Source organism: Variovorax sp. GW821-FHT10D07, from assembly GCF_059415325.1.
The window spans coordinates 850,074-862,423 of the sequence record NZ_JBWKMZ010000002.1; the positions used below are offsets into that span (position 1 = coordinate 850,074).

The 12,350-nt window shown below is 68.4% G+C and carries 11 protein-coding genes; 2 read left to right on the forward strand and 9 right to left on the reverse strand.

What is annotated here, in order from left to right; translation table 11 throughout:
* Positions 1-19: 19 nt before the first annotated feature.
* The 3 genes from AC07PU_RS09290 to AC07PU_RS09300 all read right to left on the reverse strand — a co-directional run bounded on the left by AC07PU_RS09290 (position 20) and on the right by AC07PU_RS09300 (position 4,208).
* A complete protein-coding gene (locus AC07PU_RS09290) occupies positions 20-2,491 on the reverse strand; it encodes a TonB-dependent siderophore receptor (RefSeq protein WP_495316922.1) in 2,472 nt (823 codons plus the stop codon).
* A 123-nt stretch (positions 2,492-2,614) separates the two neighbouring features.
* Positions 2,615-3,610 (reverse strand): FecR domain-containing protein, encoded by a 996-nt coding sequence (locus AC07PU_RS09295; RefSeq protein ID WP_495316924.1) that lies wholly within the window; start codon positions 3,608-3,610, stop codon positions 2,615-2,617.
* 61 nt (positions 3,611-3,671) lie between these two features.
* Complete coding sequence (locus AC07PU_RS09300; protein WP_495316926.1) at positions 3,672-4,208, reverse strand: sigma-70 family RNA polymerase sigma factor; 537 nt, start codon at positions 4,206-4,208, stop codon at positions 3,672-3,674.
* A 166-nt stretch (positions 4,209-4,374) separates the two neighbouring features.
* Here AC07PU_RS09300 and xth point away from each other — a divergent pair, with 166 nt between their 5' ends.
* Together xth and AC07PU_RS09310 are read left to right on the forward strand one after the other, a co-directional pair.
* Positions 4,375-5,160, forward strand: a complete 786-nt coding sequence (gene xth, locus AC07PU_RS09305) for an exodeoxyribonuclease III (protein ID WP_093343378.1) — start codon at positions 4,375-4,377, stop codon at positions 5,158-5,160.
* Complete coding sequence (locus AC07PU_RS09310) at positions 5,153-5,704, forward strand: hypothetical protein (RefSeq protein WP_495316928.1); 552 nt, start codon at positions 5,153-5,155, stop codon at positions 5,702-5,704. Before xth ends, AC07PU_RS09310 begins: the two co-directional genes overlap by 8 nt.
* A gap of 55 nt (positions 5,705-5,759) precedes the next feature.
* Here the strand turns inward: AC07PU_RS09310 and ntrC are convergent, their stop codons facing one another.
* The 6 genes from ntrC to AC07PU_RS09340 all read right to left on the reverse strand — a co-directional run bounded on the left by ntrC (position 5,760) and on the right by AC07PU_RS09340 (position 12,347).
* A complete protein-coding gene (ntrC, locus tag AC07PU_RS09315) occupies positions 5,760-7,310 on the reverse strand; it encodes a nitrogen regulation protein NR(I) (RefSeq protein WP_431512106.1) in 1,551 nt (516 codons plus the stop codon).
* Between the two features lie 24 nt (positions 7,311-7,334).
* Positions 7,335-8,414, reverse strand: coding sequence for a nitrogen regulation protein NR(II) (gene glnL / locus AC07PU_RS09320; RefSeq protein WP_093343381.1), 1,080 nt, complete (start codon positions 8,412-8,414; stop codon positions 7,335-7,337).
* A 40-nt stretch (positions 8,415-8,454) separates the two neighbouring features.
* A complete protein-coding gene (locus AC07PU_RS09325; RefSeq protein ID WP_093343383.1) occupies positions 8,455-8,958 on the reverse strand; it encodes a hypothetical protein in 504 nt (167 codons plus the stop codon).
* A 147-nt stretch (positions 8,959-9,105) separates the two neighbouring features.
* The gene (gene glnA / locus AC07PU_RS09330) at positions 9,106-10,521 is read right to left on the reverse strand and encodes a type I glutamate--ammonia ligase (RefSeq protein ID WP_093343384.1); all 1,416 of its coding nucleotides are present in this window, start codon (positions 10,519-10,521) and stop codon (positions 9,106-9,108) included.
* A gap of 147 nt (positions 10,522-10,668) precedes the next feature.
* Positions 10,669-11,469: a competence/damage-inducible protein A gene (locus tag AC07PU_RS09335; protein WP_093343386.1), complete on the reverse strand. Its 801-nt coding sequence runs from the start codon at positions 11,467-11,469 to the stop codon at positions 10,669-10,671.
* A complete protein-coding gene (locus AC07PU_RS09340; protein WP_495316933.1) occupies positions 11,466-12,347 on the reverse strand; it encodes an EI24 domain-containing protein in 882 nt (293 codons plus the stop codon). Before AC07PU_RS09340 ends, AC07PU_RS09335 begins: the two co-directional genes overlap by 4 nt.
* Positions 12,348-12,350 lie beyond the last annotated feature (3 nt).

Below are 12,350 nucleotides of genomic sequence, written 5' to 3' on the forward strand. Positions count from 1 at the left end.
CTCGCCCTCCGCCGCCGGTTCAGAGCCTGGGCGTGTACTTCACCGTGAACATCACGTTGCGCGGGTCGCCGTAGTTGTTGTTGCCGTTGGTCTCGTTGAAGGCCGGGATGTAGTAGCGCTTGTCGAACACGTTGTAGACGTTGAGCGCCAGGCTCAGCTCGGGCGTCGCCTGGTAGGCCACGCGCGCGCTCCACACCATGAAGCCCGGCACCTTGAACGAGCGGTCGTAGCCCAGCGTGCTGCTCTGCACCGTGAAGCCGCCGCCCACGCTGAGCCGGCTCCATGCGCCCGGCAGCCGGTAGTCGCTCCACACGCGCAGCATGTGCCGCGGCGTCCACTGGCTGAAGACCTGGCCCTGGTTGTCGGGGTCCTCGAGGAACTGGGTCGTGTTGTAGGTGTAGCCGGCCGTGAGCTGCAGCCGCGGCGCGATCTCGCCGCTGAGCTCGGCCTCGAAGCCTTCGCTGCGCACCTTGCCCGAGGACTTGTAGCAGTACCAGTCGTCGCAGGCATAGCCATTGTCGTAGTCGGTCACGGCGCGGTTGCGGTGGTCGTAGCGGAACACGGCCAGCGAGGCATTGAGCCGGCCGTCCATCAGCTCGCCCTTCAGGCCCAGTTCGTAGTTGCGGCCGGTGATCGGTTTGAGCGGCTCGTTGTTCAGCGCGCGCTCGGACTGCGGCTCGAACACCTCGGTGACGCTGCCGTAGGCCGACCACTGCCGGTCGAGCGCGAACACCAGGCCGACGTAGGGCGTGATCTTTGTGTTGGTGCTCACGGTGCTGCGGGTGTCGCGGGTGCGGTCGGCATAGAGGTAGTCGTACCAGCTCGCGCGCGCGCCGAGGATCGCCGTCAGCGGCTCCGCGAGCTTCACGCGCCAGCTGCCGTACAGGCCCGACTGGCTGATGTCGTACTCGGTGTGGCTCTTGGTGCCGCCCGCCGCGAGGATGGTCTCGTAGTTCTGCGCCGGCCGGTAGTGGTCGGGCGCGAAGATGTTGCCGCCGCTCGTGAAGCGGCGGCCGAAGCGGTCCTTCGAGGTGTACTTGGCGTAGTTCGCGCCGACCGTCAGGTCGTGCTCCAGCGACAGCGCCTCGAAGCGGCCGCGCACATAGACGTCGAGCCCGGCCTTCTTCGAATCGAACAGGTTGTCCCAGTCGGCGAAGCTCAGCCCGCTGCCGTCGGGCTGCACGTTGCCGTGCATGCGCTGGTGCTGCGAGGCATTGCGCTCGTTCATGCGCAGCGTCGAGGCCTTGAGCTTCCAGTTCGCGTTGAAGCGATGCTCCAGGTCGGCATAGAGGGTGGTCTGCTCGCTGTCGTGGTGGTTCCACCAGGCGCCCGTGTACACCGAACGCGGCAGCCCGATGTCGCTGCCGTCGGGATAGCGCGGAAAGCCGCGCAGCATGGGGCGGCCGCTGCCCTTCATCTGGCTGATGCCCAGGCCGAGGGTGGTGTCCGGCGACAGGTCGTAGTCGATCGCGCCATAGAGCGAGCGCGTGCGGCTCCAGACGAAATCGGTGAACGAGTGGCTGCGGTCCTCGTCGATCACCACGCGCCCGCGCAGCGTGCCCTCGGCATTGAGCGGCCCGCCCGCGTCGAGCTGCGCGCCGTAGTGGTTCCAGCTGCCCGCCTTGCCGGTCAGCACCAGCGTCTTCTCGGACTGGCCGCGATTGCGCACCAGGTTGACGGCGCCGCCCGGGCTGCCCGTGCCCTGCAGCAGGCCCGCGGCGCCGCGCAGCACCTCGAGACGGTCGTGGAACACCAGCGCCTCGGTGGCCCAGTTGCCCAGCGAATACCAGTTGCGCGGCACCGGCACGCCGTCGTACTGCCAGGCATCGATCTGGAAGCCGCGCGACGACAGCACCATGCCCGGCCCCACGCCCTTCACGCCGACCACGCCGGTGACGGCATTGGCCGCGTCGCGCAGGTCGACGAGGCCCTGGTCGTCGAGCCGCTGGCGCGTGAGCACGCTGACCGACTGCGGGATGTCCTTCGCCGCCTGCTCGCCCTTGCCGATCGTCAGCAGCGGCGCGGCATAGGAGCGCGTGCCCTCGCTGGTGGCGCTGCGCACCGGGGCCGCCGTGACGGTGATCGGCGCGAGCGTGGCGCCCGCGGCATCGCTTTCGGTGCCGGCCGCGGCCGGGCGCAGCACATAGGCACCGCCCGCGCCGCCGGCGGCCTCGAGCCCCGAGCCCGCGAGCAGGCGCGCGAAGGCTTCGCGCACGCCATGGCTGCCCTGCAGCCCCGGCGATCGCTTGTTCTGCACCAGGGCCGGCGGCATCGTGAGGCTCAGGCCCGCGGCGGCGGCGAAGCTGGCGAGCGCGTCGTCGAGCGGGCCCGCGGCGATGCTGTAGCTCCTGGGTTGCTCGGCCTGGGCCGTGGCGTCGACGCCTTGCGCCTGGGCCGCGGTGCCGCCGGCGGCGCAGGCCATGGCGAGCAAGGCGCCATGCACCGCGCGCGCGATGCGGGAATCGAAGAAAAACGGAGGGCGACGGGCCATGGGGAGATCTCTCGCAAGAAGGTGTGAAGTGGCTGTTCCTCAAGGCTTCACACGCGAGAAGAAGAAAAGGGACACGGCGCGGCCGATTTTTTTCGCCGGCCGGCCCGGCGCGCTCGCGCGCCCTCAGCCGCCGGCCGGTGCCACCGTCACCCAATAGCGCGTGCGCGACAGCACCCGCACCGGCAAGGCCTGCGGCAGGCTGTCGAGCACGGGCGTGGTGTCGCGCAACTGGAAGATGCCCGAGACACGCAGCTCGGCCACCGCGGGATCGCAATGCAGCACCCCGGGCCGGTAGCGGCCGAGCTCGGCGAGGAAGTCGTGCAGGCGCATGTTCTTCACGCGCAGCACGCCGCGCGACCAGTCGTCGGCCCCCGGGTCCAGCGCGCCCGGCGCATCGACCGCCGACGCGGAGAAGCCGGCCTGCTCGCCGGCGCGCACCACCACCGCGAGACCCTGCGCATCGTCGGGCCGGACCTCGACCGCGCCCTCGAGCACGCCCACGTGGCTGCGGCGGTCCTCGCGCTGCCGCACCACGAAGCGCGTGCCCAGCGCGCGCAGCCGGCCCTGCGCGGTCTCGACCACGAAGGGGCGGTAGGCGGGGTCGCCGGCGGACACGCGGTCGGGCGCGGTGTCGATCAGGATCTCGCCCGCGCGCAGGCGCACCCGTCGCAGCGTGGTGTCGTAGGCCACGTCGATGGCCGTCGCGGTGTTGAGCTGGATGCGCGTGCCGTCGGGCAGCCGCACTTCGCGCCGCTCGCCGGTGGCGGTGCGGTGGTCGGCCAGCCATTCGCGCGCCGGCGAGGCGCGCCATGCGACCCAGCCGGCGGGCACCGCGGCCAGCAGCAGCGCGAGCGCCTTGACCGCGGCGCGGCGGTCGGCCCGCACCGTGCGCCCCAGCGCGGGCATCGCCAGCGCGCCCGGCAGCAGGCCGAACTTGCGGCTCACCTGCTCGGCGCGTTGCCAGGCGTCCTCATGGGCCGGATCGGCCGCGCGCCATTGCGTCCAGCGCATGCGGTCGGCGGCCGTGGCCTCGCCCGACTGCAGCAGCAGGAAGCCCTGGGCGGCCTGCGTGGCGACGGCCTTGTCGACCACCACGCGCGGCACGCTCGCGGCGCTCATTGAAATACCTTCGTGCTTCGCACTGCGGTGCGAGCTTGCTTGGGGCGGCCCGGCGCAGCGCTCATGCGGCCAGCAGGATGCAGTGCGCCATCGCCTCGGCCATGTAGCGCTTCACCGTGCGCTCGCTCACGCCCAGCCGGGTCGCGATCTCGGCATAGCCGAGCCCTTCGAGCTGCGCCATCAGGAAGGCCTGACGCACCGGCGGCGCGAGGCCGTCGAGCATCGCGTCGATCTCCTGCAGCGTTTCGAGAATGATCGCCTGCTGCTCGGGCGACGGCGCCAGCGGCTCGGGCATCGCGCCCAGCGCATCGAGGTAGGCCTGCTCGAGCGAGCGCCGCCGGTAGAGGTTCGCGAGCAGGCGCTTGGCGACGACCGTCAGATAGGCACGCGGCTCGCGCAGCTGCCAGTCGCCCTGCTTCTCGGGCGTGTGATCGGGCGCCGTGAGGATGCGCAGGAAGGTGTCCTGCGCCAGGTCCGCGGCGTCGAAGGAATTGCCCAGCCTGCCGCGCAGCCAGCCCAGCAGCCAACCGTGGTGGCCACGGTAGAGGGCATGGACATGTGCATGGGGCTGCGGGTGAAGGGCGGAATCGGCGTTCATTCTTCCGAACGGCGTGCGGGGATCGCGGCCTCATGAATACGAATGGTTCTCATCTTAGTCGATCGAGCGATGGCGCCCGCGCGTTTCGGTATAACCACGGACACGCCAGCCGCAAGGCCCACCCCACACTTCAGCAGTTGTCGATCAACGACAGCTCACCCACCCCATGAAGATCGCCACCTGGAACGTCAACTCCCTCACCGCCCGCCTGCAGCACGTGCTCGACTGGCTGATCGCCAACCCGGTCGACGTGCTGTGCCTGCAGGAACTCAAGATGAGCGACGACAAGTTCCCGCTCGAGATCCTCAAGTCGGCCGGCTATGACGCGGCGGTGTTCGGACAGAAGACCTATAACGGGGTCGCGATCCTGAGCCTCGCGCCGGTGCGCGACGTGGTGAAGAACATCGGCGGCTTCACCGACGACCAGTCGCGCGTGATCGCCGCCACCATCGACACGCCGCGCGGGCCGGTGCGCGTGGTCAACGGCTACTTCGTGAACGGCCAGGCGCCGGGCTCCGACAAGTTCGCCTACAAGATGAAATGGCTGGACGCGCTGCGCGAGTGGCTGCGTGCGGAACTCGCCGCGAATCCGAACCTGGTGCTGCTGGGCGACTTCAACATCACGCCCGAGGACCGCGACAGCTTCGACCCGGTGGGCCTGAAGGAAACCATCCACCACACGACCGAGGAGCGCGACCACTTCAAGCAGTTGCTCGGCCTGGGCCTGACCGACAGCTTCCGGATGTTCGAGCAGCCCGAGAAGAGCTACTCGTGGTGGGACTACCGCATGCTCGGCTACCAGAAGAACCGCGGGCTGCGCATCGACCACGTGCTGGTGAGCGACGCGCTCAAGCCGCAGGTCAAGGGCTGCGTGATCGACCGCGTGCCGCGCAAATGGGAAAAGCCCAGCGACCATGCGCCGGTGGTGCTCGACGTGGACCTCGGTGGCTGAGGCCGGAAAGCGCCGCGCCGCGGCGATCGCCAAGGCCGTGGCCACGGCCGCGCTGGCACTGTCGCTCGCGGCCTGCGGCATGTTCGACAAGAAGCCCGCGGGCGGCGGCGAGAGTCCCGCGAGCCCCGGCACCACCGCCACCGCGCCCGACGACGGCCCGCCCGCGAAGTCCGACGTGCCCACGGTGCGCCTCATCACGACGCAGACGCCCGTGGTGCGGGCCTACCGCAAGATCGGCGCGCGCCACATCTACACGAAGTACGCGCAGCGCATCTACAAGGGCAAGATCCCGCCGCTGGTGTATGCGGTAGTGGTGGTCGAGACGGACATCGACGCGAACGGCAAGGTCACGGGCGTCACGTTCAGCCGCATCCCGAGCCATGCGCCCGAGGTGCCGCCGATGATCGAGGAGCTGATCAAGGCGGCCTCGCCGCTGCCCAACCCGGGCAAGCTGGGTGGCCACACCTACATCGACACCTGGCTCTGGGACAAGAGCGGGAAGTTCCAGCTCGATTCGCTGACGCAGGGACAGCGCAGCCGCTGAGCTTTCCGGCAGGACGACGAGCCGCGCGGCGCCGAGGCCGCGGGCTCGCCTGGCATCACTCGATGCCGAGTTCCTGGATCTTGCGCGTGATGGTGTTGCGGCCGATGCCGAGCTTCTGCGCGGCCTCGATGCGCCGGCCGCGCGTGCTCGACAGCGCCGTGAGGATCAGGCGCGATTCGAAGCGGCGCGACAACACGTCCCACACGTCGGTGCGACCGGCCGCGAGCAGCGCCTGGGCTTCGGCCTCGAGACCGCTTTCCCAGTTGCCGGCGGAGTCCGCGGGTGCGGGCGCTGCGACGGCAGGCGCCGACACGGCACTGTCGGCCACCGCGCCCGCGAAAGGCGTGGACGCATGCGGCGTCACGGGCACGGCAGCCGTTGCATACGCCACGGGCTCGCCCGCATGGCTGTCAGGCGCCAGCAGCGGAGCGGCACCCGAGGCCAGCACCTCGGGCGGCAGGTCCTTGGCCTCGATCAGTTGCGCCGGCGCCATCACGGTCAGCCAGTGGCAGATGTTCTCGAGCTGGCGGACGTTGCCGGGGAAGTTGAAGCCCGCGAGCTTGGCCAGCGCCGCATCGGAGATGCGTTTGGGCTCGACACCGAGCTGCCGCGCGCTCTGTTGCAGGAAGTGGCGCGTGAGCGCGGGCACGTCCTCGCCACGCTCGCGCAGCGCGGGCAGCCGCAGGCGGATGACGTTGAGGCGGTGGAACAGGTCTTCACGGAAGCCGCCGAGCTTCACGCGCTGCTCGAGGTCCTGGTGGGTGGCCGCGATGACGCGCACGTTGGCCTTGACCGAGTTGTGGCCGCCCACGCGGTAGAAGTGGCCGTCGCTGAGCACGCGCAACAGGCGCGTCTGCAGGTCGAAGGGCATGTCGCCGATTTCGTCGAGGAACAGCGTGCCACCCTCGGCCTGCTCGAAGCGCCCGCGCCGCATGGTCTGCGCGCCCGTGAAGGCACCGCGCTCGTGGCCGAAGAGTTCGCTCTCGAGCAGGTCCTTGGGAATGGCCGCTGTGTTGATGGCGACGAAGGGGCCGTTGGCGCGCGGCGAGTGCTTGTGCAGCGCGCGCGCCACGAGCTCCTTGCCCGAACCCGATTCGCCCGTGATCAGCACCGTGACGTTGCTCTGCGAGAGCCGGCCGATGGCGCGGAACACGTCCTGCATCGCGGGCGCCTGGCCGAGCATCTCGGGCGCGGCGACCATGCGCTCCTCGGCCACTTCCTCGCGCTGGCTCTCGTCGACGGCGCGGCGGATCAGCTCGACCGCGCGCGGCAGGTCGAAGGGCTTGGGCAGGTATTCGAAGGCGCCGCCCTGGAACGCCGAGACGGCGCTGTCGAGGTCGGAGAAGGCCGTCATGATGATGACCGGCAGGCCCGGATGCTTGGCCTTGATCTTGTCGAGCAGCTCGAGCCCGGAACCGCCGGGCATGCGGATGTCGCTCACCAGGACCTGCGGGCCCTGCTGCTCGTCCTCGGCGGCCTGTTCGAGGGCCGCCAGCACTTCGCGCGTGTTGGTGAAACTGCGGGTCGGAAGGTCCTCCCGCAGCAAGGCCTTCTCCAGCACGAAGCGGATCGATTGGTCGTCATCAACTATCCAGATCGGCTTCATGCATCTCCTTGTTGCCGGTGGCTGCTAGGGCAGCGGAATCAATATCTTGAAATCGGTTCGGCCCGGGACACTGTCGCACTCGATCACGCCGTGATGCTGTTGCACAAAAGTCTGTGCGAGCGTCAAACCCAGCCCTGTACCACCCTCTCTACCCGACACCAGCGGATAGAAGATTCGGTCCTTGATCGCGTCCGGCACGCCCGGTCCATTGTCGATGACATGCAATTCCAGTGCCAATCGATACCACTGCTTGTTGAAGATCACCTGGCGCGCGACCCGGGTCTTGAAAGTGATGCACGCATCGCCGGCCGCGCGGCGCTCGGCCAGGGCCTGCGCGGCGTTGTGGACGATGTTGAGCGTGGCCTGGATCAGCTGCTCGCGGTCGCCGCGGAACTCGGGGATCGAGACGTCGAAGTCGCGCTCGATGTGCAGGTCGCGCGGGAACTCCGCGAGGATCACCGAGCGCACGCGCTCGCAGACCTCGTGGATGTTGACGTCGCCCACCACGTGCGGCCGGCGGTGCGGCGCCAGCAGGCGGTCGACCAGCGTCTGCAGCCGGTCGGCCTCGTGGATGATGACCTGGGTGTACTCGATGAGGTCGCGCGACTCGACCTCCATCTGCAGCAGCTGCGCGGCGCCGCGGATGCCGCCGAGCGGGTTCTTGATCTCGTGCGCGAGGTTGCGGATCAGTTCCTTGTTGGCCTGCGCCTGGTCGAGCAGCCGCTCCTCGCGGTCCTGCCGCACCTGGTGCTCGAGCGGCAGCATCTCGACGATCAGTTCGCCGGCCTTCTCGCCCTTGGCCAGCGTGACCTGCACCGGCATCAACTCGTGGTTGACGCGGCGCAGGAAGGCCTCGTAGCGCAGGGTGGCGAAGTCGTTGGCGCTCGCGCCGTCGATGGCGGTGCGCAGCACCTGGGGTTCGTGGAAGCAGGCGCCGAACTGCGAGCCCTCGAGCGTGCGGCGCGAGGTGCCGAGCGCATCTTCGAGGCCGGCATTGGCGAACAGCACCGAGCCCTTGCTGTTGACGACCGCGATCAGGGTCGACAGCAGGTCGAAGGCCTGAAAGCGCGGACTGGCGCTTGCCGCCTTCTTTCCGAAAGCCATGGAAATCCTGTGGTGTTCGTCCTGCCGATGCAGGAACGGGTTAGTTCTTGGGGGCCGGCAGGCGGCTGATCTCGCGGCGGATGCCGGCGATGTCGCTTTCGTTGCGGGCCAGCTCGGCCTTCATCTCGGCCACGCGGTCGAGGTACTTCTGGTAGTTGCGGCCTTCGCTGCCCTGCTTCTCGGGCTCGCCGTTGTTGTATTCCTTCTGCAGCTCGGCCTGGCGGGACTCGGCCTTGCGCAGCTCGGACTCGAGCACCGAGCGCGCCTCGCCGTCGCGCGCGCGCTGGTCGGAACCCTCGACGCGCGGGCTGCCGGCCGGCGAGCGCGCCGCGGAGGTCGAAGCGGCGGCACCGCCGAGCGCGGCACGCGAGGCGCCCTGCACGACGGTGACGTTGCCGCCCTCCATCACCTTGCAGCCGCGCTGCTGCGCGACGGTGGCGTTGTTGGTGTATTCGTTCCCGCAACGCCAGACGCGCTCCTGGGCAAGCGCCGGCAGGGCGAACAGGGAAGCGGCCAGTAGGAGAAGTGGTGCGGCAGTCTTCATGGGATCTTGGGGACCTCGAGGGCCCGGGAGAGCGCGAAAAGGCGCATTTTCATGCAATTCGACGCCCTCGATGACGGGATGTTCCGGCCCCAATGAAAAGGACGGCCGAGGCCGTCCTTTCGTGTTACTCCGAGCGGGAAACCGCGATCAGAGCGAGTAGTACATGTCGAATTCGACCGGGTGCGTGGCCATGCGGAAGCGCGTGACTTCCTGCATCTTCAGGTCGATGTAGGCATCGATGTACGCATCGGTGAACACGCCGCCCTTGGTCAGGAAGGCACGGTCCTTGTCGAGGTACTCGAGGGCCTGGTCGAGGCTGTGGCAGACGGTCGGGATCAGCGCGTCTTCTTCCGGCGGCAGATGGTAGAGGTCCTTGCTCGCGGCTTCGCCCGGGTGGATCTTGTTTTCCACGCCGTCGAGACCGGCCATCAGCAGCGCGGCGAAACCGAGGTACGGGTTCATCAGCGGATCGGGGAAGCGCGCTTCGACGCGACGGCCCTTCGGGTTCGCCACGAACGGGATGCGGATCGAGGCCGAGCGGTTCTTGGCCGAGTAGGCCAGCTTCACCGGGGCTTCGAAGCCGGGGACCAGGCGCTTGTAGCTGTTGGTGCCGGGGTTCGTGATGGCGTTCAGGGCACGGGCGTGCTTGATGATGCCGCCGATGTAGTGCAGCGCGAAGTCCGACAGGCCTGCGTAGCCGTCGCCGGCGAACAGGTTCTTGCCGTCCTTCCAGACCGACTGGTGCACGTGCATGCCCGAGCCATTGTCGCCGACGATGGGCTTGGGCATGAAGGTGGCGGTCTTGCCGTAGGCGTGGGCCACGTTGTGGATCACGTACTTCTGCAGCTGGACCCAGTCGGCGCGCTGGATCAGCGTGCTGAACTTGGTGCCGAGTTCCATCTGGCCGGCGTTGGCCACTTCATGGTGATGCACTTCGACCGGGATGCCCAGCGATTCGAGCACCAGGCACATTTCCGAACGCATGTCCTGGAAGCTGTCGACCGGGGGAACCGGGAAGTAGCCGCCCTTGACGGCGGGACGGTGGCCGCTGTTGCCGTGCTCGTATTCCTTGTCGGTGTTCCACGAGGCTTCTTCGGAATCGATCTTCACGAAGCAGCCCGACATGTCGTTCTTCCAGCGCACGCCGTCGAACACGAAGAATTCGGGTTCCGGACCGAAGTAGGCCGTGTCGCCCAGGCCCGAGGCCTTCATGTAGGCTTCGGCGCGCTTGGCCAGCGAACGGGGATCGCGCTCGTACGGCTTGCCGTCGGTCGGGTCGATCACGTCGCAGGTCAGGATCATCGTGGTCTCTTCGAAGAAGGGATCGATGTTCGCGGTGTTCGGGTCGGGCATCAGCTGCATGTCCGACGCCTCGATCCCCTTCCAGCCGGCGATGGACGAGCCGTCGAACGCGTGGCCCGAGCTGAACTTGTCTTCGTCGAAGTGCGACACGGGCACGGTCACGTGTTGTTCTTTACCGCGGGTGTCGGTGAAACGGAAGTCGACGAACTTGACCTCGTTTTCCTTCACGAGCTTCATGACGTCGGCGACGGTCTTTGCCATCAATTTCTCCTGAGTTGGATGGGTGGTTGGGAATACAGGGATGCGGGATGCAGTTTCTGTGCCATTGTCGCCTGCGATGAACGGCCGGCGACGCGCACTTTGGCGGCCTGAAACACGGCCGAATTCACCAAATTGGTGCGATCAAAATCAACGCACCAATTCTGGGCCAAGTTGCGCATTAAAAGTGTGCAGGCCTTCGATGAGCTGGCCGTAGGCCGCATCGAGCAATTCCGGGTCGCCCTTGACGCCGAGCTCGATATGACGGCCGTACTGGGGGTGATCGACGCTCGGCAGGCTGAAAACCTTGATGCGCGCATGCCGTTCCTCGATCGCCTGCATCAGGGGCGTGAGGGTGGCTTCCATGGCACCGAAAACGATCACGGACTTCTCCAGGACCCGGGTCCGGACGAAAAGATCGGCATAACGGGCGTCGAGCACCGACTCGATCATCGGCCAGGCCATGACCGGAAAACCGGGCACGAAATGGACGTCGCCCACGCTGAAGCCCGGGATCTTGTTGTAGGGGTTGGCGATGATCCGGGCGCCCTCGGGAAACACGCCCATGTTGAGCCGGTGGATGTTGTCGGGCCGGTCGGGCTCGTAGGCGACGCCCTGCTCGCGCGCCGTGTCCTGCATGCGCTCGCGGATCAGCAGCTCGGCCTCGGGATGCAGCGCCAGCGGCACGCCCAGCGCCTTGGCGGCGCACTGGCGGGTGTGGTCGTCGGGCGTGGCGCCGATGCCGCCGGTCGAGAAGACGACGTCGCCCGAGGCGAAGGCGCGCGCCAGCGCGGCGGTGATGCGCTCGGGCACGTCGCCCACGTATTCGGCCCAGCCCAGCTGCAGGCCGCGCGCCGCGAGCAGTTCGATCACCTTGGGCATGTGCTTGTCGAGGCGCTTGCCCGAAAGGATCTCGTCGCCGACGACGATCAGGCCGAATTCACGGGTCATGGGGATTTCCATTGGGAGAGAACGGCCTGGTCGGCCTCGATGGCGGCGGCGTCGCCCGGAATGGCGGCCGCCGCGGCGGCCGCGCGCTGGCCACGCAGCTGCGCCAGCGCATCGAGGCAGTAGTGGCCGAACCACAGGGCCGAGAAGGCGAAGACCAGGGTGTAGATCCAGATCGCGAGCGGCACCAGCACGAAGAAAGCGGCCGCGAACAGCAGGCCCGAGGCCCAGACGATGCTCGGCGCCGCGCCGAGGTAGCCGCAGAGCACGCCGATGCACAACAGCGGCAGCCGGTGCGCGCGCAGCAAGGTGGCGCGCTCCTCGGCGCTGGCGTGCTCGGCCAGCGCGTCGAAGCTCATCACGCGGTAGGTGAGCCAGCCCCAGATCAGCGGCGGCAGGATCAGCACCAGCGGGGGAATCAGCCACAGCGGCATCGAGACCACCAGCGCGAGCAGCGCCAGCACGGTCAGGCCGATGGAGCGCGCGACGCTGCCGAAGAAGGAGGCGCCCTTCTTGCGCTCGAGCGAGGGAAAGCGGCGCTCGGCCACCAGCCGCGTGAGCGCCGGCGCCATGAAGCCCGCCACGATCAGGAGCGACAGCACCACGATCAACGGCGTGGCTGCGAACACCACGGCGAGCGGCGCCAGCACCGAGGTGACGTCGCCCGAGAACAGCCGCCCGATCCATTCCCAGAAGCTGGCCAGCAGCGGCCAGGATTCGAGCGCGCCGCGCGTCCAGGCGACCGCGGCATCCCAGTAGAAGTAGCCGAAGACGGCGGCCAGCACCACCATCAGGCCCAGCGGCACCAACGACAGCACGATCACGCGCGGCAGCATGCAATAGGCCACCGCGCGCCAGAAGGAGTCGAGGAGCAGGCGCATCGG

Bases quoted from the DNA above. Each gene is read 5' to 3' on its own strand.
- AC07PU_RS09340 (WP_495316933.1), bottom strand. From the start codon at position 12,347: ATGCGCCTGCTCCTCGACTCCTTCTGGCGCGCGGTGGCCTATTGCATG.
- AC07PU_RS09290 (WP_495316922.1), bottom strand. From the start codon at position 2,491: ATGGCCCGTCGCCCTCCGTTTTTCTTCGATTCCCGCATCGCGCGCGCG.
- AC07PU_RS09300 (WP_495316926.1), bottom strand. From the start codon at position 4,208: ATGAACGCCGATTCCGCCCTTCACCCGCAGCCCCATGCACATGTCCAT.
- xth (WP_093343378.1), top strand. From the start codon at position 4,375: ATGAAGATCGCCACCTGGAACGTCAACTCCCTCACCGCCCGCCTGCAG.
- ntrC (WP_431512106.1), bottom strand. From the start codon at position 7,310: ATGAAGCCGATCTGGATAGTTGATGACGACCAATCGATCCGCTTCGTG.
- AC07PU_RS09295 (WP_495316924.1), bottom strand. From the start codon at position 3,610: ATGAGCGCCGCGAGCGTGCCGCGCGTGGTGGTCGACAAGGCCGTCGCC.
- AC07PU_RS09335 (WP_093343386.1), bottom strand. From the start codon at position 11,469: ATGACCCGTGAATTCGGCCTGATCGTCGTCGGCGACGAGATCCTTTCG.
- glnA (WP_093343384.1), bottom strand. From the start codon at position 10,521: ATGGCAAAGACCGTCGCCGACGTCATGAAGCTCGTGAAGGAAAACGAG.
- AC07PU_RS09325 (WP_093343383.1), bottom strand. From the start codon at position 8,958: ATGAAGACTGCCGCACCACTTCTCCTACTGGCCGCTTCCCTGTTCGCC.
- glnL (WP_093343381.1), bottom strand. From the start codon at position 8,414: ATGGCTTTCGGAAAGAAGGCGGCAAGCGCCAGTCCGCGCTTTCAGGCC.